The sequence below is a fragment of the Emticicia sp. BO119 genome (genome assembly GCF_013912375.1).
Lineage (GTDB): Bacteria > Bacteroidota > Bacteroidia > Cytophagales > Spirosomataceae > Emticicia.
Window position 1 is genome coordinate 298,962 of the sequence record NZ_JACETV010000003.1, and the last position, 26,093, is coordinate 325,054.

A 26,093-nucleotide genomic window follows, 5' to 3' on the forward strand; every position below is an offset into this window, starting at 1 on the left:
CCTATGAAAATACGATGCCTCGTAATAGACGATGAATATATGGCCAGGTTACTCCTCGAAAACTATATTCAGAAACTACCACAGTTAGAGCTGGTGAGCCTTTGCGAAAATGCCATTGAAGCCATGAGCATGCTACAAAAAGAAAAAATAGAGGTGATTTTTCTGGATATACAAATGTCGCACCTCACGGGGCTGGAGTTTCTGCATACGTTGCAACAAAAGCCCGTAGTTATTTTTACAACTGCTTATTCTGAATACGCCCTTGAGGGCTTTCGCCTCGATGCCGTTGATTACCTGCTGAAACCTTTTTCTTTCGAGCGGTTTGTTCAGGCCGTCAATAAGGCTGCCCATTATTTATCGTTTCAGGCGAATAATAAAGAATCTGCCAGTACACCTATCGAAAGCAATGAAACCCGACAACTTTTTGTAAAATCAGATGGCAAACTGGTAAAGGTCAGGTTCGACGAAATACTTTATATTGAAGGGCTGAAAGAATACGTGAGTATCTATACACCCCACAACCGGATTATCACTTTGCAATCGCTCCGCAATTTAGAAACGCTCCTGCCCCGGTCTACCTTTTTAAGAGTGCATAAATCTTATATTATAGCCCTCGATAAAATTCAGGCGATTGTTGGCAATCAGGTAGAAATCCATAAAAAACTCATCCCTATCGGCGCTACCTATAAAGAAATTTTAATGAACGCTTTGCAGCTCGAAGAATAATATATTTCTCTCACTTGCGATGATTTTGATTTATTACGTACTTTTGAATTCAAATCAACCTCAATCTTAAATATCTACATGAAAAAAATTCAGTTAAGTGTAGCGTTACTGGCAGTTATAATTACTTGCGCTACTACGGCATTTGTTAATAAACCAGGCAAATGGGTATCTATTTTTAATGGCAAAGATTTCACGGGCTGGCATGCCTATAATAAAACCGAGCCTGTTTCAGACAAATGGCAGGTTGAAGACGGTGCTATGGTATTGGTTGGCAGAGGCGGCGGAGACCTGGTTACTGACAAAGAATATGAAAACTTTGAACTGGAACTGGACTGGAAAATCTCTGAAAAAGGCAATAGTGGCGTAATGTGGGGAGTAATTGAAGATAAAAAATTCTGCTGCCCATACTCTACCGGCCCTGAAATGCAGGTATTAGACGACGAGGGACACCCTGATGCCAAAGCTGGTAAAGATGGCAATCACAAAGCAGGTTCATTGTATGATATGATTCCGCCCACTTCTTTTGATATAGTAAAGCCTGCAGGTGAGTGGAACACAGCCAAAATGAGAATTGACCACAAAGCCAATAAAGGTACATTCTGGCTAAACGGCAAACAAACCGTTCAGTTTGATTTGACCGGACCGGGTTGGGATAATATGGTTGCCAACAGCAAATTCAAAACCTGGGAAGGTTTCGGAAAATATGCTAAAGGTAAAATTGCACTACAAGATCACGGCAATAAAGTATGGTTTAAAAATCTTAAAGTAAGAGAGATATAAGAAAATTGCTGGTTTCTATAATAAAGCCTGTTTCTTTCAAGAGACAGGCTTTATTGTTTGGTATAGTCTTTGATAGACTAATCCTGAATACTTAATACGATTGCTGTATATTTTATCAAAACAATACAATGAAAACTCAGAACTGCCTCTTTTTAAACATGCGCATTAGCTTTTGCGTTCTTACACTATTTATCAGCGTTTCTTCTGCCTCAGCCAATAGGTTTACTGAAGATAAACCTTTAAACGAAAAGCCTTTACAAAAGCCCGCAATGTCTAAAGAAAACGATACATTAAAAGGCTCCTCTCAATCAGATAATGCCAAGGTAGATTGCCAGCCAAAAAATTGTGTACCGATTGTCATCACAAAATCAAAAACGACTTAAATAGGTCTGCAATTCTGATTCAGGTAATGGAGAAGTTTGTCATTTCTTATGCAACTTTTCTTTTGCCTGAAACATCTGCTTCTTGGCTATATTTATCATCCACTCCTAAAGCTTATCTTCCAATTTTAATCATTAAATCATTTACCAATCCCTCATCTCATTTTTAACTTCAGCAAGCCAATCATTAAAATTCGGAAACTCACCTTCGTTTTCCCAACCTTTTGAGGAAAAGTCGTGGATGATTTTAACTTTATCACCACAATTTTTTTCAAAACAGGCAACATCATCATTATTTTTCCTCATGGCAAATGGAAATAGTTGCCTGTTATATCTTTTTTTAAGTGATGCACTTATACTGACAGATAATTCTTTGTCAAGCAAACGCCAGGGTGTTAAATCTGTTTGTCCTGAATTGATTAATTCATTCAGTTCAGCAGGGTAATTCACCCAGTCAGGCTTCACTTTTTTCGGGAAAAGATATGCTATCAATTTCATAATTCAGATTCTATTTTTTGAGAAGCTTACTATTTTTATTTCCTCCCCAACTTCTCCTTTGCTTCTTCCAAACTTGCAACAAAGTTCACTCTCCCGCCCTTATTACTTTCATAAATAAAATCACGCAGGCTTTTACTGGTATATTCAGAAAAATCACCAACAATGGCTAAGGGCATCTGATAGTTTGAGAATTTCTGTAAAATCTCTCCGGCAATTCCGGTTTTTAAATCAAAAAAATCGGGCGTTATATTTTTTTGATGAAAAATTAATGTCGTTGCACCAGCGTAGGCCGCATTGGCCATAATATCCAACGCATCCTGCACATCTTTTATCAAAATCTCTTCATTGTTTATCAGTTCGGCCACAAAAACACCATTATGGTTTGTTATCTCAATATTCATCTTTTTGCTTATTCAGTAAATTTAAAATCAAAGATAAGATACTATCTCAGCATTTGATCGTACATATGGCATATCATAGAACAGCCCCTCTCTGGGCGTTTCGTATATATACTGGTAAAATACAATTTAATATCTCAATAAAAACCATGATAGCGATAATACACACTATACGTAAAAATAAATAATTACGCAAATATTACTAAGTTTGCAGACAAAATCCCAACAAAAATATACAAATCTCAATAAAACTCAACTACTCATTAAACCTTTACAACTAAAAATTGTCCAATTTATTCGACCATGCAATAATAATATAATTTGTTGCGTTTCATAGAAATTGGTTACTTTTGCAAATCTTTTAACAAAAACAGTCAGGAATGAAGAAAACAGTATTAGGATTTTTAATGCTTTTTGGAGGTATAACATCAGGATTTTCCCAGAACATTGCCCTTAACAATCCAATCAAAACAATCAAAGAAGACAACTGGAAAGGTTTAAGTTCACTACTCGAAGTAAATGACATTCTGCGCTACATTTACAGCGACCCTTTCAAAGAAAACTACGTACAGGCAATCCCCGCAGGCTACCCATTAGACAAAGACATTCACATCAATTCCTTTTATGGTTCACGCAACCATCCCGTTCATAAAGTAACGAAGTTTCACAGAGGTATTGATCTGAAAGGGAGCACAGGAGATAAAGTATATGCTACCGGAGAAGGTGTGGTTGTAGAAGCAGGATATAAAAAAGACATAGGAAACTATGTAAAAATCAAACACCAGTACGGATTTGAATCAATTTACGGCCATTTAAGCAAACTCTCTGTCAAAAGAGGTCAGAAAATCTCTCATCGACAGTTAATTGGTAAGGTAGGTGCCACAGGTACCGTAACAGGCCCGCATCTGCATTATACATTAAAGAAAAACAATCAGTACATCGACCCGTTCGATTTTCTGTTTCTTGATTTTGAATCAGAAGGAATCACCTTACTCTGGAAACAGAAAGGCAAACTGGCTTAAGAGCACAGGGCGCAGGGCATGGAGCAGAGGGTTAAAACTTAACCTTCTTCCCTATGCCCTCTTTTTTTAATAGAGCTGTGACATTTTCCCCCATTGCACCATTCCCTCTGCAACAGGCGCTATGCAAAAAACCAAAAATTCTTCCTACTTTTGAAAAATTAAATCAAACCATCTGCATTGAAAAAGAAAAGGTCTATCTACGATGTGGCCAATGAGCTACAAGTTTCTGTCACAACCCTATCTTTTGTATTGAATGGCAAAGGCCAAGAGAAAAGAATCAGCAAGGAGGTCATTCATAAAATCGAAACCTATATCAAAGAAATCGGCTATCAGCCCAACCATTTAGGCCGTAGTTTAAGTACCGGAAAAAGCAAAACCATTGGCATGATTGTAGGAGACATCAACAATCCTTTCTTTTCGGAAGTAGCCAGCGGGATAGAAAAAATTGCCTTGCAAGCCGGATACACCCTCATTGTGGCAAGTTCAAATAATGAACTGAACCAGATGAAATCAGTCATAAAACTATTGAACGACCGCAACGTAGACGGTTTTATTATTTCGCCAATTACAGGCATTGAAGATACCATTGCAGATCTCAGGTCGGATAACAGACCTATGGTTATTTTCAACTGCCATTTTCCAGAATTAGATACCTTTAATGTAGTTGTAGATAATAAACAGGGTGCTTTTGAAGCTACCAGACACCTCTATGAAAACGGATTCCGTAACATCGGTTTTATCACACTCGACTTATACAGCCAGAATGAACGCATTGAAGGCTACAGCAGTTTTATAGAATCCCGGCATCTCAATAAACATATATTAAAACTACCCTACAAACTTGATTACGAGCAGATAACCCATGAAATCACCCAATTCCTGACAACTAACCAAGAACTGGACTCTGTATTTTTCAGTACTAATTTCCTGACTTTGAGTGGTTTGAAAGCTCTTAGTCACTTAGATGGGAAATACGCAAAAATGGGAATTGTGAGTTTTGATGACCACCTCCTGTATGATGTTCTTAATCCTGGCATTACAGCAATCAAGCAACCCGTAAAGCAAATTTCATCTACTATCATTCATCACCTGCTCAATATGATGGACACGTCTGATGACAAAAGAACTGAACCCCAGACCATCGTTTTCCCTGTAGACTTAATCGTGAGAACTTCCTCATTTAGACGTTAATATTCAGAATGAAAATTTCCTGAAAAAACGGTTTTGAGACAAAATCATTGTACTTTTCCAAGAATTCAGTACGCTCAATAAATCAATTGTATTTTTTTTGACATTCCAATTGGGCTTCATTACATTTGAGTATATTTCAGCACAATCATAAGTATTTATACTCTATGATATGCTTTATCATTAATTTATAACTGCTATTTTATATATGCCATCAGTTCCGTAATCAGATTTATTCTGGGCAGGTATTTACTATACATTTGCGTCATTCACACACGACTTACACTCAGAAGGCTCCCTTTACATACTTTTATAATTCCTTAACGGGCATTTTTTTTACTGCCTGTAATATAACTTTTTTATATGAAAAGACTCTTTACCAGTTTAATATGCCTTCTGTTCCTCACGTTTATACACACCTTAAAGGCGCAGGTCGAACTCTCCCCAAAAGTCATTGCTTCAGCAGGTGGTTATGCTGCCACGGGTAATTTACAAGTATCCTGGACATTAGGTGAAACGTTTATCACCGGATTAAACGGAGCAAACCTGTCTGCCACACAGGGCTTTCAGCAAAACACAAGTATCTGCGTAAGTGTAGTCGATTATCAGTACGTGAAAGCAGGAAACCCCTATCAGAATTTATTCCCTCTTGTAAACGGCATGACCATCAATCAGATTCCAGAGCAGGTATCTATTCTGGTTACCGGAGTATGCAGCAATGTACCGATAGGAAGTTTTGAAATGAACATTCAAGGGCCTGAGCTTAACTGGAACATAATCCAGAATGTGCCGCCAAGTGCCCTGTTCGATAATTTAGGCAACAATGTTTATGGCCGGAATTTCATACCCGGCAATTATACCCTTACCGTAACCGGATATGCCGAAGACAACAAAGGTGGCGGCCTTACCTACGGCCCTGTTGAAACACATTTTACTGTGGTGGGCAACATGGCTACCATCTCCATGCCAAGCCTTTCAACACCCAATATCTGTGCCGGAAGTAACGTCAATGTAACTTTTTCAACCACAGGCACTTTTAACCCGGGCAATCAGTTTGAGGTACAACTCTCCAGCCCCGAGGGCGTATTCGATAATCCCACTGTCATAGGCACTACCAACGCGGCAGGAGTAGTCAACTGTACCATCCCAACTACTGCTTCCGAAGGAGACAATTACCTCATCCGTGTTGTATCATCCAATCAGGTCTATGCCGGAAACCCAACCATCTCTCAATTAACAATCAATCCTCAGAACGCATACTTTCAAAGTCCTGACAACGACTACCTGACAGGCAATACCGAAATCAAACAAGTGGTAAGCACCATCAGTGCAGGTAACAAAGTAGGCAATACCTCTAATATAACCTATCAGGCTGGCAGCGCAGTGGTATTAACTCCCGGCTTTGAAACCCAGACAGGCGGCGTCTTTAAAGCACAGATTCAGACCTGTATCAATCATTAATTCCAGAACACGTATGGTCTTTTCAGCAAGAAAAACTTAGCAGTTTTTTTGAGACCTATAAACATATTGAATTACCACAAACTAATTATTCACTTATCACTACTAAATAGCTTATGAAGAAAAATATCCTTTTGCTATTATTTATGATTCCGATAGTGCTTCAGGCTCAGGCACCTCCGGGCATTCCTTATCAGGCTATTGCCAGAAACAATAGCGGAAATGTGCTTGTGACTCAGAATATAAGTGTCAGATTCAGCATTCTTACAGGAAGTATCAATGGTTCGGTAGTCTATGCCGAAACCCATACTACCACAACAAGTAATCTGGGTTTGTTTACCCTGACCGTAGGAAACGGCACACCACAGACCGGAACTTTCGGCAGCATAAACTGGGCTAATGGTAGTAAATTTTTACAGGTAGAAATTGACCCCAACGCCGGAAGCAATTACATAAATCTGGGTGCAAGCCAGATGATGAGCGTACCTTATGCTTTATATGCTGCCACCAGTGGTACACCGGGGGCTACAGGTGCTACAGGCCCACAAGGACCTACAGGGGCAACAGGAGCGCAGGGTCCTACTGGGGCTAACGGTGCTACAGGTCCGCAAGGACCTATCGGGGCAACAGGGGCACAGGGTCCTACGGGAGCAAAAGGAGCTACAGGAACGAACGGAGCTACAGGGCCCACTGGCGCGAATGGTACAAATGGCGCAGCAGGACCTACAGGAGCAACAGGAAACACAGGCGTTACCGGAGCGACAGGACCTACTGGCGCGAATGGTACAAATGGCGCAGCAGGACCTACAGGACCAACAGGAAACACAGGCGTTACCGGAGCGACAGGACCTACTGGCGCGAATGGTGCAAATGGTGCGGCCGGATCTACAGGAGCAACAGGGAGCACAGGCGTTACCGGAGCGACAGGGCCTACTGGCACGAATGGTGCAAATGGCGCAGCAGGACCTACAGGGCCAACAGGAAACACAGGCGTTACCGGAGCGACAGGACCTACTGGCGCGAATGGAATAAATGGTGCAACCGGACCTACTGGACCAACAGGAAACACAGGCGTTACCGGAGCGACAGGACCTACTGGCGCGAATGGTGCAAATGGCGCAGCAGGACCTACAGGGCCAACAGGAAACACAGGCGTTACCGGAGCAACCGGGCCTACTGGCACGAATGGAATAAATGGTGCAACTGGACCTACTGGACCAACAGGAAACACAGGGGTTACAGGAGCTACAGGACCTACTGGCACGAATGGAATAAATGGTGCTACTGGACCTACAGGGCCAACGGGTAGCACAGGCGTTACCGGAGCAACCGGGCCTACTGGCACGAATGGAATAAATGGTGCAACTGGACCTACTGGACCAACAGGGAGCACAGGCGTTACCGGAGCAACCGGGCCTACTGGCACGAACGGAATAAATGGTGCTACTGGACCTACAGGACCAACAGGGAACACAGGCGTTACCGGAGCAACCGGGCCTACTGGCACGAATGGAATAAATGGTGCAACTGGACCTACTGGACCAACAGGGAGCACAGGCGTTACCGGAGCTATAGGAGACACAGGTGCCACTGGACCAACCGGACCGACAGGATCAACAGGTAACACAGGAGCTACAGGAGATACAGGTGCCACTGGACCAACCGGACCGACAGGATCAACAGGACCAACAGGGAGCACAGGCGTTACCGGAGCTACTGGAGATACAGGTGCCACAGGTAGTAATGGACAAGGAGTGCCTGCTGGCGGAACGGCTAACCAGGTGCTTTCTAAAATAGATGGTACTAATTATAATACCCAATGGGTTACAATAAGCGGGGGTAGTTCAGATGCTGTAAATATCTATGGCGATGGTTCTGCCGGAGCACTGACCATTTCAAGTAATACCAACTGGGTTACTTCTCCACCAGCTTCGGCAAATTATCAGTTTACTACCATCACTGTCAATAGCGGAGTAACATTTACAGTACCAACCGGAACCAAATTGAGAGCTTCCGGAGCTGTTTCAATTAGTGGAACGATAACGGTTGAAGGTTCTGAAGTTCCCACGTATTTACCTGCCGAAAAAGGCATAACCAGGAATTTTTCCGGAACGCTTGATCAGTACTCGAAGGCAATTTCCGAGGCCAGTATCTCTGGTCTGATCAATATCCCTCAGTATGCTGGCTCAAGTGGAGCCTGGGTTGCAACGGGTCTTGGCAATACTGCTGGTGAAGGTGGTGGTTCTTTTGCCATTTATGCCAAAGGTGCAATTACTATTGGTGGCAGTGGTACAATTAATGCTAACGGAGGCAACGCAGTTACAACTGATTTAGGTTCTAATGCTAATGGAAGTGGCGGCGGTGGCGGCGGTATAATAGTATTATTGTCAAAAACTTCTGTCAGTAACTCTGGTAATTTGAATGCCAAAGGCGGAAAAGGTTCTAATGGAATTGTTAAAACAACGGCCAATGGCCGGCCAGGTGGCGGCGGTGGCGGTGGAGGCATTGTTATCTTTGCTTCACCAACTATAACTCAGGGTACTGTTAGCGTTATTGGTGGAGGTGCCGGATTAAACGATACTTCTCAAACTGGTGTAACTTCTACCGCGGCAGGTGCCGGAGGTGCTTGTGGCGGTGATGGTGGAAGTGCCGGAATTTCAATAGGTGGTCAGCCAAGTATTACCACTCCGGTAGCAGGCTCAACCGGAAAAATCAAGCTTATTCAGACAAGTAATCCAGAGAATTTGTATTAGGATTCGATTTATACAACAAAAGGGAGTGTCTAAAAAGGTTTTTACGCCAAATAATATTTGGAAAAGACCCCATCCCAACCCTTCCCCAACAATGGGGAAGGGCTAAAAAGTCCCTCTCCCCACAGTTGGGGAGAGGGATTTAGGGTGTGGGCGGACGCCGCGCGGGTTGAGATTAGCCAAATAATATTTTGCGACTCTGGACTTTTTAGACAACCTCTTTGTTTTTTTATTAATTACATCTTTGAAAAACAATTTAAAAAATCGTGATACACTTTTAGTCCCATTTAAAAGGGTCGTTAGACGGTATATGTGTTACCTTCAAATCAGGGATTTTTTTTCCGAGCCATTCGGCAAAATAGACCATTCCCGGTTCTTCGCTTACGCTATGTCCTAAAATTATCAGGGCAGATTCATGACCTAAACTCTGGCAATCTCTGATAAACTCTACCGTCTCCCACTCAACAGCTTCTCCCACTATAATTACATCAGGCTTTTGATTGACTAAGGTCGACATCTGTCTTGAGCCTCCCCATGCACCCGGCAACAAGGCTACTTTTTTACAAGGTTTATCAGTATTGCCAATATAGCGGATATGATTGATTTTCAGTCCTTTCTTAAATAGCTGTATGAGACTCTTCAATGAAGTCTCAGGAATATTCAGTATCGGACTGTTCTCATAATAGGGCGTCCATCCTACACTTCTGACAACCCCATAACTCACAAAATCAGGCCGCATGGCATGGGCATAATCATGAAACCGCCAGATAGTCATATTCAGTTTCTGCAACAATTCTTCTTTCAGTTGCACCTGTGTATTATTGGCTACGAGCGTTTTGTTATCACTTCCGTTATAGTAGGTAGGCTCATGCACAATCAGAAAATTCGCCCCGATGTCATGCGCTTTTCTGATGACCTCTACAGTCGGGAACATCGTCGTTACTATGCCTGTCACCACCATATCCGCACTTCCGGCTTTGATGGTATCGTTAGTGTTTTTGATAGGTTCACCTGCATAATTTTTCAGAATAGTATCAATAATCTGCTGAACGGTCAGTTTTTCAGCACCGAAAACATTAGTAGAAACAGCCTCTAAAAGGGCTAAGCCTAATAATCCCTGAAAACTTTTCTGTATAAATTCGGTTCTTTTCATGGTTTGGGAGAATGTCAGGTTAATTTAATATTTTTTTGAATACCATCATACAATTTTGCCACAATGTTCACTATAGGACACGATTCGTCTCCTCAGAGTCTCCCGTGTGCGCAGGCACAAGTCAGGCAAGGGGACTCTGAGGCTTTTCCGGAGCAGATAAACCTCTGGCGACTGAGTCCCCTTCGTCTCCTCAGAGTCTCCCGTGTGTGCAGGCACAAGTCAGGCAAGGGGACTCTGAGGCTTTTCCGGAGCAGATAAACCTCTGGCGACTGAGTCCCCTTCGTCTCCTCAGAGTCTCCCGTGTGTGCAGGCACAAGTCAGGCAAGGGAACTCTGAGGCTTTTCCGGAGCAGATAAACCTCTGGCGACTGAGTCCCCTTCGTCTCCTCAGAGTCTCCCGTGTGTCCAGGCACAAGTCAGGCAAGGGGACTCTGAGGCTTTTCCGGAGCAGATAAACCTCTGGCGACTGAGTCCCGTGTGTGCAGGCACAATTCAGGCAAGGGGACTCTGAGGCTTTTCCGGAGCAGATAAACCTCTGTCGAAACATCAGAATTAAGCTGTCCCTCACTTCATTAGATTCAGCATCTTAAAATCCTTATCATCATCAAAAACAATCACCCAGTCTTCTTCTGAGGGTGGTACTATGCCAAAACGCTCTCTGGGCTGAACAGTGCCTATTTTCAATGCTTGTCCCGAACCCGAATTATACCAGTGCATCCGCATCGCATTCCCCGACATATTTTTTACATTGACATTAATCGGATGCCCTTTCGGAATATACATTATATAGTATTTTCTATCGGCCGACATCGCCGCACATACATAATCCAAAGCCCCGAACTCTCCCCTGCCTGAAATAATAATCTGATTGGTTTCATCAGGCACAAACGTATGCCAGGGCAGGGCATCAAATAACTGGAAACAATGCGCTACCTGTTTCATACCCCGGGTGTTCATCAAGGGCTTCCAGTTTTTAAAACTATAACATTGATTAGTCATTTCCCCTGAACTGAACGACGTTCCCGCACAACCACTCAACAAACCGTCATACATTTTCCGGCGCATCCACTGGTAGTTCTCGTTGTCGGCGTAGTGTGGCACATCATGTTCATAACTCAAATCCAGTTGCATAATCATTTTGCCTTTTTTGTATTGTTTCAATTCAGAAACATATTGAGGCCCTTCTTCAAATAGTAACGACTCCGTCCAGACATATTCCCCGTCAATATCCATCAAATCAGCATAGAGCTTGTTCTGGGTCGACCAGAAATTACTCAGGTTACAATCAAAATGCCCTGTCCACAACTGGTGAGGTGCTTTGGCTTTAATCGCTTTGAGCATATTAATTTCGAAGGTATAAAAGTCACCCTCCGTATTATTATCGCCACCTGCTACCCACATCACATTAGGCGTATTTTTGTATCTATCCCCTATGAACTCCCCATACTTAGTCATTTTAGCCGGACTATTATTCGGATTCAGCAACTCATCCCACCAACCCTGCGAGCCATCTCCTCTGTACCCCATATAAAAAGGTAACGCCATCACAAACATCCCCCGTTGTGCCGCCATAGTAAAGAAATTATCCACGTGCTTGAAATAGGCTTCGTTAGGTGTCGAAAAATCCCATTTGGTAGTGAATGGCGAAATCCCCTGCCAGTAAGGTGGGTTACCCCCCATCTGCGACGGAGCATTGCTTACTACCGAAACCATCACCGTATTGAATCCTTCCTCTTTGAGACTATCCAGAAAAGCCCCTTCGTCTTTTTCAGAAAGCACCTGTATAGCTCCCCATGCCGAAAACTCTTTCACTAAAAACGGTTTCCCTTTGCTATCTATCAGATACCGTTTGTTTTCACTGAGTTTTAAGGGAAATGCAGGTGTGTTTTGTGCTGAACTGATGAGAGAATGGCTTAGCAGGAGTGTAAGGAGAGATAGGAATTTTGGTAGGTTCGGCATGAGAGTATTTTGATGTAATTTTATCCTAAATATGAATAAAAACTATGAAAACATCAAAACTAAAGCGGTTTAATAGCGTCCTACTTAGCTTCAATTAAAATTCTTCAAAGCACAACTCCCCGATTTCTCGTCTATAGCTATACTAACAAATTCAGCCTGTGATAAAAAAGTTTACATTCATTTCTCTACTCTTACTGACAACCCTGGAAGTCTGGAGTCAGACAACCATTACCGGACAAGTCATAAGCCGTGATGATAAATCACCTATACCGGGAGTTTCTATTGTAGAAAAAGGCACTAAAAATGGCACGACGTCCGCATTAGATGGTAGTTTTTCTATCAATGTTTCTGATACCCATGCTACCTTAATTTTTGGATCGATTGGATTCGCCTGGCAGGAATATCATTTAAAAGGTGCTACACAACTTCTTGTCAAAATGAAATATGATTGCACCAGAGATTTTTTTGATGAACAACGAATAGGCATTTATGCCAATAGTGGCGTTTTGAATAATCCAGTGGGCGGACAATTATCTTTCTCCTTTCCTCTTATCTATGGAGCCGGGACATTAACCAGTAGTTTTGGTTTGCAATCAGATTTACGTAATAATCAGTTTCTGAATGCACAAGTCGGGTTCATACATTTTGCAGTATCCTGCGATTTTGATATGGATGCCCGATGGCATTATCGGGAGGTTTCTTACAATAATACGTTCGGTGCTAAAGCCTACTCCTTTGAAACCGATTTAAATATTGGCAAGAGAATAGGATTCTTACCTTCCTTAAATTTTACGGTAGGATATGGCAATCTAAACCTGAAAACAGAAAACCAATCTGCAACGGGGCCTATTTTTGGGATAGAAACCTATATAAAAACATGGAAATCTTATGTATGTTCAATTTCAGGTAAGGTAGGTATATTTAAAAACAATATAGAACTGCAAGGGCAACTTGCAAGAAGATTTAAAGGCTTCGAGGCCTTCATCAGATATTATCGACTCAAATCATTTTCCGAATTAAGTCTGGGTATCGGAAAAGATTTTGGGTATCGGTTAAAAAGGCAGAGAATGAAGCAATGACCTCCACAACAAAATAACATTGAACTTCACAACAAAGCTCCCTATCAGTTTCCTGCCTAATTTTGCCTCATAAAAAGAAGAAAACATGAACGATTTAACACAAGATACACAGGTATTAGTAACCGGCGGAACAGGCTTTGTAGCCACACATTGCATTATACAATTATTAGAAAAAGGCTATCGGGTGAGAACGACAGTACGCTCTTTAAAACGTACCAATGAAGTAACAGATATGCTCAAAGTGGCCGGTATCCATTCATTTGAAAAGCTTACATTTGTAGAAACTGATTTGCTATCAGATACCAACTGGAATAAAGCCGTGGAGGATTGCACCTATGTTTTACACGTAGCCTCTCCTATCTACTTAGGTATCCCGAAAGATGAGAATGAGATGATAAGACCTGCTGTGGAGGGAACATTGAGAGTTCTGGAAGCAGCACGCAATGCAGGAGTAAAGCGGGTAGTAATGACCTCCAATTTCGGTGCAGTGGGTTATAGCCATACAGATACCTCGAAAGTGATTACGGAAGAAAGCTGGACAAACCCCAATGAACGGGGGTTATCAACCTATAATAAATCAAAAGTAATGGCCGAAAAAGCCGCCTGGGAGTTTATGGAACGTGAGGGAGGCAAATTAGAATTATCTGTCATTAATCCGGTTGGTATCTTTGGTCCGGCTTTTACTGCTAAACTATCAAGCGGTTTTGAGTTGCTGCTGAAAATCCTTGACGGTTCAATGAAAGCCATTCCGAATATGACGCTCAGTATTGTAGATGTAAGAGATTTAGTAGATTTACACATCAGAGCCATGACCAACCCGGCCGCAAACGGTGAGAGATTCTTAGCCCTATCAGACGGTGTTACGAGTTTGCCCGAAATAGCCGCCTTTCTGAAAAGCCATTTAGGTACAAAAGGGGATAAAATCTCTACCAGAAAATTGCCTGATTGGTTAGTACGTATGGCTGCCTTATTTAGCCCACAAGCAAAAGCATTAGCCCCTATGCTACGCAGATACCGCAATGCAAGTAACGATAAGGCAAAAAAACTATTAGGCTGGCAACCACGCCCGAAAGAAGAAGCACTTCTGGCTACTGCAGATAGTTTGTTTCGGTTCAATTCGGAAGAAATTGATTGAAATGCATCTATCGAATATATTCGCCTAAATCATTGCAGGAGTTCAAAATTTTGAACCGCTGCAATGCAATTTTTAATAACAAAATGCATATTATGCAGGCTACAAAAATATCGTCATGCTATCTGGGCCCTCAGATTTCGCCGGAGGAATTTGTGACTGAACACTTTTTCTTATACCTCGTGAAAGGCAGAATGAATGGCTATGATGGTAATAAATATGCAACATTAGAGGCCGGGGAATGTTGTCTGGTGCGTAAAAACCATCTGGCTCGCTACAACAAGCAAAAACAGGATAATGCCTTTGAAAAAGTGGTGGTGATATTTGATGAAGACTTCCTGAAACGTTGTCAGGAAAAATACCAGTTTGCTATCATAAAAAGCGATAAAGGTGATGCTTTTTTAAGACTAAAAGATGATGCGCTGATACCCAATTTTCTGCAATCATTAGCCCCCTATTATAATGGAAACGGACAAATAGACCCGCTCTTTGCCGATATCAAACGAGAGGAGTTATTATTGATTCTGCTCAAAACTAACCCTGAACTCTATACGATTCTTTTCGATTTTACGGAGCCTTCAAAAATCAACCTTGAAGAATTTATGAACCGCAACTTCCGTTTCAATGTCAGCCTCGAAAGATTTGCTTATATGACAGGCCGGAGCCTGTCGACTTTCAAGCGTGATTTTGAAAAGATTTTCAGCGATACCCCAAGCCATTGGCTTATGCAAAAACGCTTGCATGAAGCCTATTTCCTTTTAGAAAAAACAGGTAAAAAAGTATCAGATACCTACCTTGAAGTAGGTTTTGAAGACCTCTCACATTTTTCATTCGTTTTCAAGAAACAATTTGGCGTTGCCCCAAGCGAGGTTTTAGGAAAGGTATAAAAACAAGTTTAACACAAAATTAACAGTCCACTCAAAGAAAACCGACAATTAATGCATTTGTTTTGCCGAAAAGATGCCATTACCTAACAGCGCATCAACCGTTTAAAACAATCAATAGAAGAACCTATGAGCAACAAAATACGTATGGTAGTTTTTGATATGGCAGGCACTACAGTCAACGAAAATAATGTAGTATATAAAACCCTGCAAAAGGCTATCAAAAAAGCGGGTTTTGATTTTAGTCTTGATCAGGTATTGGCCGAAGGCGCAGGCAAAGAAAAAAGACAGGCAATCGAAACCATCTTATCAGTTTATGCCAATATAAACGATACCGAATTAACCACCCGCATCTACGATAACTTTATTATTCAATTGGCAGAAGCCTACGCCAAAGAAGAGATTCTCCCCCAACCCAATGCCATTGAATTATTTACCGAATTAAAGCACAGGAATATATTAACGGTTCTCAACACCGGATACGACCGAACCACAGCCCAATCCATCATCGACAAATTAGGTTGGCAAACAGGCAAAGATTTCGACGGACTGGTAACCGCCTCAGACGTACCCCGCAACCGCCCAAACCCTGACATGATAGAGTTTGCGATGCAAAAATTCAACATCACCAACAGCACCCAAATAGCCAAAGTAGGTGATTCAATCATAGACATTCAGGAAGGCCAAAACGCAGGCTGTGGTTTAAGTATCGGTATTACTACCGGTGCACATACTATCGAGCAACTACAATCAGCCAATCCTGATTATATTATTGGGGATTTGATGGAGGTTTTGGGGGTTGTGGGGTGAGAGTTTGGTGAGAAGATATTTTGTTGAGACTGCCTCATTTTGGGGTGGTCTTTTTTTGGTTTATGTTATTCTTACGTGGATTTAGGAATAGGTAGAGATAAAATAGTGAGGTTTTGAGAAAGATTAATTCTTTATTTTTCCGTCCCCTCAGTGTCTACCGTGCGCAAAGCCCATAGTCAGAAAGGGGACACTGAGGCATTTGGGGAGCAGATAGGCCTCTGGCGACAGTGTTCCCTTCTACACTTTAAGCAACCGCACACGGGAGACACTGTCGAGACAACCCCAACATTAAAAATCCCCCATCTCCCACCCTCCTATCAAATTTACCCCTATCTTTGAATATATTATTCAACCTTATGACAACTTTAACCTCATTCATGAAAAACCATTCAACTGGCTGGTCTATTATCTCAATTCTGATAGCCGGCCTTTCTTCAACTAATGTACTGGCACAAACAACAGTCAATCAAATCCAGACAGTCAAAGACGTAAAAATCATCGACGCGTTCTGGAAGCCGAAACTCGATTTATATGCTACCACTACCGCCAACGATGTGCTGGATAAATTTGAAGCCAATAACCTGACAACGGCCGAAGAACGGAACAAAAACAACGTTTTCAAAAACTTTGACGACGTGGCGCAAGGTAAAAAAGGCATCAATCACCATGCCGGACTGCCGTGGTTTGATGGCTTGGTCTATGAATCTATCCGTGGCATTGGTGATTTGTTAAAACAACACCCCAATAAGCAGGTAGAAGCCCGCCTCGATGCCCTTATTGACCGCATTGCACTGGCACAACAGGCCGACCCCAACGGCTATATCAATACCTATACCGACCTCAAAGAACCCACCCACCGCTGGGGCGATAATGGTGGCTTTCTGCGCTGGCAACATGATGTCTACAATGCAGGGATGCTGGTAGATGCAGGCGTGCATTATTACAAGGCCACCGGAAAAACAAAGCTATTGGATGTAGCCACCAGATATGCCAACTATATGAGTGCACTGATGGGGCCTGCACCTAAAAGAAATATTGTACCTGCACACTCAGGCCCGGAAGAAGCCCTGATTAAGTTATACTGGCTTTACAAGCAAAATCCTGAGCTTAAAAGCAAAATCAAAGTGCCAGTAAACGCACAGGCGTATTATGATCTCGCTACATTCTGGATAGAAAACAGAGGTAAAAATGCGGGCTATCCACTTTGGTTGAGTTGGGGTAATGATAAATCAGAAAAATGGATTAAAGACCAGCAATATAAAAGTCAGGAATTTGGCAATGCCAATCGCCCGACATGGGGAGATTATGCGCAGGACTCCATTCCGGTCTTTCAGCAAAAAACCATTGAAGGGCACGCCGTAAGAGCCACTTTACTGGCAACAGGTATTACCACCGCAGCTCTGGAAAACCATTCGCCTGACTATATCCGTACGGCTCATGCACTCTGGAATAATATGGTGGGTAAGCGGATGTTTGTAACAGGTGGTGTGGGTGCTATCCATAACGACGAGAAATTCGGCCCCGATAATTTCCTGCCCACTGATGCTTATCTGGAAACCTGTGCGGCGGTTGGTGCAGGCTTTTTCAGCCAGCGTATGAACGAACTGACAGGTGATGCCCGATACATAGATGAATTTGAACGTACGCTATATAACAATGTCTTGACGGGAATTTCGTTATCGGGTACTAAATATACTTATCAGAATCCGCTTAATTCGCATGAACATTCACGGTGGGACTGGCATTCATGCCCTTGTTGTCCGCCTATGTTTCTGAAAATCGTGTCGGCCATGCCTGATTATATCTATGCCACTGCCCCTGAGCGTTTATATGTCAATCTTTTTGTAGGAAGCTCGGCCAGTGCAGAAGTAACCAAAGGCATCAAAACAACAATTGAGCAAACAACGAATTATCCCTGGAATGGCAAGATTGAGTTGAAACTGAACCCTGAGAAGCAATCACCCTTTGCCTTATACCTCAGGATTCCCGGCTGGGCACAGGGCAAAGAAAACCCCTATGGGCTTTATCACTCTCAGCCGGGTTCGGGTGTCAAACTGGCTGTAAATGGCAAGGTTCAGGATATACAGTTGAAAGACGGCTATGCCATCATCAACAGAACATGGAAAAAAGGCGATGTAGTGAGTTTAGAACTGCCCATGCAACCCAGACTCATCACTGCCAGCGACAACGTAAAGGATTTAACAGGCAAAGTGGCTCTTGCTTCCGGCCCTATTATTTATAGCCTCGAAAATGTAGATAATGCAAACCTCGACCAACTGAAGATTCTGAAAAGCACCTCTCTCAAACTTGATTTTGAGCCAAAAACGCTTGATGGCATCAACGTCATTCGTGGAGTAGCCACCGACAGCAGTTCACAACAATTAACCTTTACTGCTATCCCCTATTATGCTGTGGGTAACAGAGAAGTAAAGGGCTATAAAGTTTGGGTAGACGCGCTGGAGGCCTTGAAAAAATAGAAATAGCTAACTACTATTCAGGGGTTTTCTATGGCCCCTGAATAACCTTTTTACACCCCCGATCAACCTACAAAAATAAAACCCTCATTCCTCCAAACAAATCCACCCTCAATAGAGTTATACCCTATTGAAACAGTTCATACAATCTCACCTGTTTTTCCCTGAATATCTCCCCAAAAACAAACTGCTTATAGCAGAACAACAGCTGTCTACCCATTACAGTAGGTAGCCTTGTAACTTCTGTAATCAGGTTTCTACCCATTAAGTATTAGCTCAGTTAGCTAAACACTAAAATTTAAGACAAATCTTCCTTTTAAAATAAATTTCACGCAAATGAAACAAGTCTTTACTCTTACAAAGTGCATAGCTTTAGTTGTATGTATATTAACTCCTAACCTGACTTTCGCACATACACCTGACCTAAAAAAAGACAATCCCGAAAAACAGGCAGTAGATGCCCCCATGTATGTACTGGCAGCTACCAACAGGGTTTGCGTGGGTGATAGTATCGACCTGAAAGCTACCTGCTATACCGGAACAGTTTTATGGTATGACACCCCCACAGGCACAAACCTCATAGGCCAGGGAACATCTTTCAAAATTGCGCCTATCACCAATGGCAGATATTATGCTGCCTGCTACCATGATTTTCAGGAGAGCAGCCGGGTAGCCACACAGGAGGTTCAGGTATTTGCTAAACCCACTATGCCCAATATTGTTCAAATCAATCAAACGAAAGTCTGTAGAGGTACTGAAGTACAGCTGACAGGTTCGTGTACCGGGGGAACATTGGTCTGGTATCGTTCCGAGACCGAAGCCGATAGCATGGGCTTTGGCAATAGTTTCAATATTATCCCGGAGCAGGATACCCGCTATTACGGCGCATGTTATAATGGGGTATGCACCACCAACAGAATCCCAACCGACTCCGTGATGGTATTGGATGTGCCAGACGCTCCTACACAGGTTTTAATAGACAGAGTATCAATATGTAGCTCAACCCCTGTTACCATGACCAGCTCCTGCGCATCAGGCGGAGCATATTGGTACGACTCCCCCATCGGTGGGTCAGTACTCGACGGTGGCACACAATCGCCCGAAGCAAGCACTACTTATTATGGCGTTTGTATCAACCAGATGTGCGAAAGCCCCAGAGTACCTACCAATCCGGTTGAGGTTATCCCTCAGCCCGAACTTCCCACCTATGTAGTAGCCAGTAAATACGATATTTGCCTCGGCGAAAGCATTACTTTATCGGCCACTTGTACTATCGGAACAGCCTCCTGGTATCAATATCCCGTCGGAGTCAGTACTTTTGTGGGTTCAGGCAATTCAATTACGGTAACACCTGATACCACCACCACTTATTACGCCTCCTGCGAAAACGGTGCTTGTATCAGCGAGCGCATACGCACCAACGAGGTAAGAGTAAATGAACACCCTTCTGTACCTAATAACGTAACAGTTGACAAGGCAGAAGTCTGCGGCGGTAGCCCTGTCATACTTTCGGCTGATTTTGGTGCCGGTACACTTAAATGGTACACCACCGCCTCCGGCGGCACAGCCATTGGTACAGGCAATAACCTGAGCCATAGCCCTACCATAACCACCATCTATTATGCCGCCTGCGAAAACGGCGGCTGTAGCAGTGTCAGGGTAGCCTCAGCACAGCTAATGGTGAAACCCAAACCCGACAAACCCACTATTACAGGTACAGCTACCATCTGTAGCGGCGAAAGCATCCGGTTAGTGGCCTCTATCAACAATGCCAGTGGTACCTGTTTTTGGACTAATGGGGCTACGGGTTTATCCATTACTGTTTCGCCTGCTGTCAATACCCTATATAGGGTTTGTACAAAAGATAATGACTGCACAAGTGACTCGTCAGAGGTATTCAGCATTGTGGTGAATCCCACTCCGGCAGCACCCAATATCACCACCAATACTCCCGCTATCTGCAAAGGAGGTTCAGCCATCCTGACCGGACAATCCGTCAGCCCGACAGATAATTTTTACTGGAGTACTCCGACACAAAATATGAGAGCAAACGCATCTAATAACAGTACAAGATTGGTAACCGAGCCGGGTATTTACAAAGGCTGGAGCGAGTCGGCGATGGGTTGCAGAGGCCCTGAAAAGAGCATCGTTATTCTACAGTCCGCCAATTGCAACGGGCAGACTTTTATCATTATCTCTCCCGAAAAACCGACCATTTGCCCCAATACCACCATTACACTCACAGCCACCGGATGTAACGGCGCAATTACCTGGACAGACGGCAACACCAATCATACAGGCACCTCTATCAAGGTAAGCCCGCTGGTAACCACTACCTATATGGCCCAATGCAGTTCAGGCGGACTATCCAGCAAAGATGTAGTAGTAGCTCAGACAAACACCACAGTAACCAACCATACATCAACAGGCATAGAACGCATAAAAGCCATCCTGACCTTAGAATCATCCAAAAAAATCGGTGAGCCAGATTACACCCCTGCGCCAAATGTTTCGTTTGAGGCGGGTAATTCTATTACATTGAAGCCAGGATTTGTGGTAGAGAAGCACAGTGTTTTTTCGGCGGTGATTAAGGGGTGTGGGTAGGGAATGATATTAGTTCTTTGAACAGCCTCAGGACTAGACAACTAAAAATTGTAACCTTATACAGTCATTTCCTGTTGAGGCGGACAGCCAGTCTACGATTAAAAACCCAGAGATGATTTATGCGTAAATAAGAGGTATTACAGGTTTTTAATTGTACGAGTTTAAATGATGGCCAGACAGGCTGTCCTGCTTTTTGGACGCCCGGCTAGGGTTACTTTTTTTCAGCTAAAAAAGTAACACCAAGGACTATGAAAAACAAAAAATATAAGGCATCCATTACTGAACGATTCCAGCTAAAATCTAACCACCCCAACAGTCTGATTTTACAAATTTTAACTTGCCAATATCAATTATTATACTTTTTTTGTATAAAGTATTTCTGTGCGGTTAAGGCTTGTGAAAAAAACGTATTTATGAGCATTACTCATAACAAACAACATGAGAATTATGAAGAAGGGTTTCGTAGGCAACGAAACCCTTGAGGCATTTTTTATTATTAGGGGTCATTTGAAATTTGTACTAAAACAAGACATTTATAAAATTTCCTACAAATTAATAGTAATAATCCGTGATTACTTTATTGAAAAACCTTGTGTTAGGGTTTCGTTGACGTGGACAAAACCTTTTGTTATCAACGAAACAGTTGCAAACGCTAAAGGGGCTAATCGGTCAGAAATTGGATGAACAATCCCAGTATCCATCGTTTAATTTTAACCTCTTTATATACTCAATGCTCCCTACCAAACCACAATCCTATCCGCCTCAGCCTTATACATCTTATCCCCCGGTTTTACATTAAATGCCTCATAAAAAGGCGTGAAGTTCATTAATGGGCCGTTTACGCGCCATTGGGCCGGGGAATGGGGGTTGGTGTTGACGTACATGCGCATAAAGGCGTCTTTGGTTTTTACGCGCCAGATACGGGCAATCGAAATAAAGAAACGTTGCTCCGGCGTAAACCCGTCTATTTTTTCTCCTTTCTTGTATTGGTCAGTCAGTTTAAAGGCATCAAAGGCAATAGCAATCCCGGCTATGTCGGCCGTGTTTTCGCCTACGGTTAATGCCCCTTTTACGTGTACCGAATCTAATACGGTATATTGGTTGTACTGGTCTATTACCTGTTGGGTACGAGCTTTAAACTTCTTGAAATCTTCATCCTTCCACCAGTTTTTTACATTTCCCACTTTGTCGAATTGCGCGCCCTGATCATCGAATGAATGCGTAATCTCATGACCAATCACCATACCTATTCCACCGTAATTAAGGGCATCGTCGGCATTCAGATCAAAATAAGGCGGTTGCAGAATCCCTGCCGGAAACACAATTTCATTGAGCGGAGGGTTATTGTAGGCCGTAACGGTTGGCGGCGTAGTACCCCATTCGGTGCGGTCGACGGCCTTACCAAGTTTCGAAACCATATAATTAAAATCATTCCGGCTTGTAGCCAGACGATTCTCAAAATAAGTACCACGATTGATTTTCACCGCCGAGTAGTCTCTCCATTTATCAGGATACCCGATTTTTTCTGTGAAAGCATAAAGTTTTTCTTTGGCCTTGGCTTTGGTCTCATCGCTCATCCAGTCGAGCCTTGTAATGCGTGCTTCAAAAGCAGTTTTCAGGTTATCTACCAATACCCGCATCCGTTTTTTGGCTTCTTCGGGGAAATACTTTTTCACATACAACTGCGCCAGTAAATGCCCCAGCGAACGGTCTACAGCTTCGGTGATTTCTTCGCCACGTGGTTTTTGGGTAGCCTGCCCTGTCAGAATCTTTGAATAATTAAACGCCGCCGTAGTAAAGTCTTTACTCAGGAAATCAGCATAGGCCGTGAGCGATTTTGCTTTCAGATAGGCTTTCCAGTCTTCTATGGATGCCGAAGCCAGTAAGGAGTTCAGACGGTCGTAGTAGGCTGGTTGTTGCATATTCAGCGTGTCTACTTTCAAACCTAAACCACTAAAATAAGCCGCCCACCCGATGTTCGGTTGTTTCGCCACAATATCAGCCAGTTTCATTTTATTGTAATTGGCCTGCACATTTCTGCGCTCAATATTGGTTTTGTGCGAGGCCGCCAGTTCTTTCTCAATGCCATAAGCGGCCGCCGCCATCTTAGCCGCAGCCGATGCCTCAGTACCCGTTAACATAAATAAAGTAGTCAGGTAAGTCACATAAGCCTTCTGGATATTGAGGGTCGATGAATCGGTTCGGAAATAATAATCTCTCTCGGGTAATCCGATACCTGTCTGACCCAGGTTTACGATATTGATAGCACTATTTTTAATATCAGGCCCTACCCGAAACCCGATAATTGAGTAATTATTAACCTTCTGCTGTTCAATGACAAATTTCATCAATGAAGCCACATCTTTGATACCATCAATGCGTTGAAGCAAAGACTTGACAGGCTCATAACCCCGTTTGTTGATAGTAGCTATATCCAGACCCGAAGCATAGAAGTCTCCCACTTTCTGTTCGATGCTTCCTGCTGTATTTTTAGCCGCAGAAACACTATCTAAAATGCCCTGCATTCGGATACGCTGCGGAAAATTGAGGAATGAATAAGACCCCACACCAGTCTGGGTTGATGGAATCTCGACGGAATTGTACCATTTGCCATTCACAAACATAAAGAAGTCGTCACCGGGTTTAACACTCGTGTCAATGTCGGTAATATGTACGGTTTGTGCCTGTGCGGTTTTTATGCCCACGAAAGCCAAAAAGATAAGAGGAAAGAGTTTTTTCATGCGTTTGTTTATGAGTGATGGGTGTTTGTGATTTTTTGTGGGAAAATACGAAAAATGTTGGGAAGGGCAAAGGGAAAGAGACGAAAGCACCTTTGGCTAAAGCCAATAAGGATATTTTTCCTTTTACTACCCCATTTAAAAATGGGAGCTATTGATTAAATTGCCTTTTTAATAGCCACCTGCTTTAGTTTCCTTACTTAGCTTTAAAAGCTTTGAGAGAAAATAACCCACATTAATCATCTATGAACGACCAACACACTCAACACGATATTGAATCAAAAAAGGCTATACTAGCTGACATTGAAAAGTTTGGATGCCATCTTGCCCTGATTGAACTTGATAATTATTTACCCGGTTTTGTTTATTCTATTGGCTTATATAAAAACTACGGGCATCCTGAAATTATTTGTTTTGGTTTGAAGACTGATGTAATGGGATTTATCGTCAATCATGCGAGTGATTTAGTGAAAAAAGGTGAATCATTGACACCAAACCAATTATATTCTGGCTTTCTGGAAGGGTATGACGTTCAGTTTGTCGAGGTTGATAAAGCATTTTATGCTGACTATCTGGGATATGCCGGATGGTTTTATGATAGGGATTTTGATTTTCCGGTTTTGCAATTGGTCTGGCCTGACAAGCAACATCATTTTCCGTGGGATAAGGGTTTTAATCCTGACTGGAGGTTCAGACAACCATTACTCGATAGAAATACTGATTATAAATTTTATGAAGAGCGAAATTTAGGGGTTTATACCACCAGACAGGCATTTGAAGGAGAGCCGATTTTATATGTTTATCATAATGAAGATGGTGATTGGCAATTTCACACCAGCTTAGAACCGAATTTAGATGATGCTAAACTGTTATGTTTAGAAGAAATCACAAAGCTTGACCCCAGTATTAACGACATATATCATTTGCGATATGGCTGGCGAGCCTGGAGAAATAGTAAAGAGGATGAATGGGAATGGGCTGAGGATATTGAGAGAGATGCTTAGCCTTAAAATATTTTTGAGTGTTTGGTACGGAAATAGGCTCATATAAACCTATTTCAGTACCAAATACAAATCAGAATCCTACTCCAATCACTCAAACCCAAACTTCTTCAAACCCTCTTTGCTTAATTTAAGGGCTTCGAATGGTTTCATGCCATCGAAAGTCTGGTCTTGTTCTACGATATAGTATTTCATGCCTGATAGCTTTTTATTATCCAGTATGCGTTTGAAATCTATTTTTCCTTGTCCTACAGGAGCGAAACGTTCTTGTGAATCCATGTCTTTCACGTGCCAGATTTTAAAACGACCCGGGTATTTCTTGAAATAATCTACCGGGTCAACACCTGCTTTGGTTACCCAATATAAATCCATCTGGAAGTTTACGTATTTAGGGTCGAGATGCTCCAACAGATAATCTATCGGCACTATACCATCTTTGTTCTTTTCGAACTCAAAGTTATGGTTGTGATATAGAAATTCCAATCCGGCATCTTTGGCTTTGTGCGCGATTGTATTGAGGATATTAGCCAGTTTCTCCACATCAGGGTCCATTGTCAGGCTTCTGGTTTTGGCGTCGAATTTAAACATGCCCATTGGTGGTACGGGAGCTATGAAGTATGTAAATCCGGCGGCTTTTACGTCTGCTACGAGTTTATCGGCGTTGTCGAGTGTCATAGAGCCCATGTGAACCGAAATCGGTGTAAGCCCCAGACTTTTTAGATAAGATTTGAATTCGTCGGGTGTCATTCCATAGAATTTGCCATCTTTATAATCTACTGCTTCTATGTATTTATAACCCAGGTCGGCCACTTGTTTCAAAGTTGCTTTAGGGTCTTTGCCCATCTCATTGCGCACTGTATAGAGTGTCATGCCTCCTGATTTTTTTTGAGAAAAACCAGACAAGCTCACTGACACCAAGATAACCAGACTTAAAAGTCTGAAAAAAAGTACTTTTTTCATTTGATAAGAGTTTTTAGAGAATATTTAATCATGAGCTTTACACCCATTTCTAAAGCAAATGTAGGAAACTATTTTAATATCTAAAAAAAAGACAATATAG

General features: G+C 42.5%; 20 protein-coding genes. 14 read left to right on the top strand and 6 right to left on the bottom strand.

What is annotated here, in order from left to right:
- Positions 1 to 3: 3 nt before the first annotated feature.
- The 3 genes from H1R81_RS12655 (at position 4) to H1R81_RS12665 (ending at position 1,889) form a co-directional block, all read left to right on the top strand.
- Positions 4 to 726, top strand: a complete 723-nt coding sequence (locus tag H1R81_RS12655) for a LytTR family DNA-binding domain-containing protein (RefSeq protein WP_181841092.1) — start codon at positions 4 to 6, stop codon at positions 724 to 726.
- Between the two features lie 78 nt (positions 727 to 804).
- Positions 805 to 1,506 carry a DUF1080 domain-containing protein gene (locus H1R81_RS12660; RefSeq protein ID WP_181841093.1) on the top strand — a complete coding sequence of 234 codons (702 nt, stop codon included), beginning with the start codon at positions 805 to 807 and terminating at the stop codon, positions 1,504 to 1,506.
- A gap of 128 nt (positions 1,507 to 1,634) precedes the next feature.
- A complete protein-coding gene (locus H1R81_RS12665; RefSeq protein ID WP_181841094.1) occupies positions 1,635 to 1,889 on the top strand; it encodes a hypothetical protein in 255 nt (84 codons plus the stop codon).
- Positions 1,890 to 2,030: 141 nt separating this feature from the next.
- On the opposite strand, the gene H1R81_RS12670 is transcribed toward H1R81_RS12665, so the two are convergent.
- Together H1R81_RS12670 and H1R81_RS12675 are read right to left on the bottom strand one after the other, a co-directional pair.
- Positions 2,031 to 2,384: a hypothetical protein gene (locus H1R81_RS12670; RefSeq protein WP_181841095.1), complete on the bottom strand. Its 354-nt coding sequence runs from the start codon at positions 2,382 to 2,384 to the stop codon at positions 2,031 to 2,033.
- Positions 2,385 to 2,419: 35 nt separating this feature from the next.
- Positions 2,420 to 2,785 carry a DUF4180 domain-containing protein gene (locus H1R81_RS12675; protein WP_181841096.1) on the bottom strand — a complete coding sequence of 122 codons (366 nt, stop codon included), beginning with the start codon at positions 2,783 to 2,785 and terminating at the stop codon, positions 2,420 to 2,422.
- 377 nt (positions 2,786 to 3,162) lie between these two features.
- Here H1R81_RS12675 and H1R81_RS12680 point away from each other — a divergent pair, with 377 nt between their 5' ends.
- The 4 genes from H1R81_RS12680 (at position 3,163) to H1R81_RS27670 (ending at position 9,203) form a co-directional block, all read left to right on the top strand.
- A complete protein-coding gene (locus H1R81_RS12680; protein ID WP_181841097.1) occupies positions 3,163 to 3,804 on the top strand; it encodes a M23 family metallopeptidase in 642 nt (213 codons plus the stop codon).
- A gap of 177 nt (positions 3,805 to 3,981) precedes the next feature.
- On the top strand, positions 3,982 to 4,995 hold the full coding sequence (locus H1R81_RS12685; protein ID WP_181841098.1) for a LacI family DNA-binding transcriptional regulator: 1,014 nt from the start codon (positions 3,982 to 3,984) through the stop codon (positions 4,993 to 4,995).
- Positions 4,996 to 5,355: 360 nt separating this feature from the next.
- Positions 5,356 to 6,453 (top strand): 3-coathanger stack domain-containing protein, encoded by a 1,098-nt coding sequence (locus H1R81_RS12690; protein WP_181841099.1) that lies wholly within the window; start codon positions 5,356 to 5,358, stop codon positions 6,451 to 6,453.
- A gap of 113 nt (positions 6,454 to 6,566) precedes the next feature.
- Positions 6,567 to 9,203 (top strand): hypothetical protein, encoded by a 2,637-nt coding sequence (locus tag H1R81_RS27670; protein ID WP_305040909.1) that lies wholly within the window; start codon positions 6,567 to 6,569, stop codon positions 9,201 to 9,203.
- 274 nt (positions 9,204 to 9,477) lie between these two features.
- Here H1R81_RS27670 and H1R81_RS12700 read toward each other — a convergent pair whose 3' ends face one another.
- Entirely contained in the window at positions 9,478 to 10,353 is an 876-nt protein-coding gene (locus H1R81_RS12700; RefSeq protein ID WP_181841100.1) for a Nif3-like dinuclear metal center hexameric protein, read from the bottom strand.
- 563 nt (positions 10,354 to 10,916) lie between these two features.
- Positions 10,917 to 12,311, bottom strand: a complete 1,395-nt coding sequence (locus H1R81_RS12705; protein WP_181841101.1) for a DUF4038 domain-containing protein — start codon at positions 12,309 to 12,311, stop codon at positions 10,917 to 10,919.
- Positions 12,312 to 12,469: 158 nt separating this feature from the next.
- Here H1R81_RS12705 and H1R81_RS12710 point away from each other — a divergent pair, with 158 nt between their 5' ends.
- From H1R81_RS12710 to H1R81_RS12735, 6 genes are all read left to right on the top strand, one after another.
- Positions 12,470 to 13,390 carry a carboxypeptidase-like regulatory domain-containing protein gene (locus tag H1R81_RS12710; RefSeq protein ID WP_181841102.1) on the top strand — a complete coding sequence of 307 codons (921 nt, stop codon included), beginning with the start codon at positions 12,470 to 12,472 and terminating at the stop codon, positions 13,388 to 13,390.
- 85 nt (positions 13,391 to 13,475) lie between these two features.
- Complete coding sequence (locus H1R81_RS12715; RefSeq protein ID WP_181841103.1) at positions 13,476 to 14,525, top strand: aldehyde reductase; 1,050 nt, start codon at positions 13,476 to 13,478, stop codon at positions 14,523 to 14,525.
- A 92-nt stretch (positions 14,526 to 14,617) separates the two neighbouring features.
- Positions 14,618 to 15,409, top strand: coding sequence for an AraC family transcriptional regulator (locus H1R81_RS12720; protein ID WP_181841104.1), 792 nt, complete (start codon positions 14,618 to 14,620; stop codon positions 15,407 to 15,409).
- 126 nt (positions 15,410 to 15,535) lie between these two features.
- The gene (locus H1R81_RS12725) at positions 15,536 to 16,216 is read left to right on the top strand and encodes an HAD-IA family hydrolase (RefSeq protein WP_220275220.1); all 681 of its coding nucleotides are present in this window, start codon (positions 15,536 to 15,538) and stop codon (positions 16,214 to 16,216) included.
- A gap of 377 nt (positions 16,217 to 16,593) precedes the next feature.
- Entirely contained in the window at positions 16,594 to 18,693 is a 2,100-nt protein-coding gene (locus H1R81_RS12730; protein WP_181841105.1) for a glycoside hydrolase family 127 protein, read from the top strand.
- 333 nt (positions 18,694 to 19,026) lie between these two features.
- Positions 19,027 to 21,294 (top strand): 3-coathanger stack domain-containing protein, encoded by a 2,268-nt coding sequence (locus H1R81_RS12735; RefSeq protein WP_181841106.1) that lies wholly within the window; start codon positions 19,027 to 19,029, stop codon positions 21,292 to 21,294.
- 737 nt (positions 21,295 to 22,031) lie between these two features.
- Here H1R81_RS12735 and H1R81_RS12740 read toward each other — a convergent pair.
- Entirely contained in the window at positions 22,032 to 24,035 is a 2,004-nt protein-coding gene (locus H1R81_RS12740) for a M13 family metallopeptidase (protein WP_181841107.1), read from the bottom strand.
- A 242-nt stretch (positions 24,036 to 24,277) separates the two neighbouring features.
- On the opposite strand from H1R81_RS12740, the gene H1R81_RS12745 reads away from it, so the two are divergent.
- Positions 24,278 to 25,036 (top strand): DUF4262 domain-containing protein, encoded by a 759-nt coding sequence (locus tag H1R81_RS12745; protein WP_181841108.1) that lies wholly within the window; start codon positions 24,278 to 24,280, stop codon positions 25,034 to 25,036.
- Positions 25,037 to 25,123: 87 nt separating this feature from the next.
- Here H1R81_RS12745 and H1R81_RS12750 read toward each other — a convergent pair whose 3' ends face one another.
- Entirely contained in the window at positions 25,124 to 25,993 is an 870-nt protein-coding gene (locus tag H1R81_RS12750; RefSeq protein ID WP_181841109.1) for a sugar phosphate isomerase/epimerase, read from the bottom strand.
- Between the last annotated feature and the right edge of the window lie 100 nt (positions 25,994 to 26,093).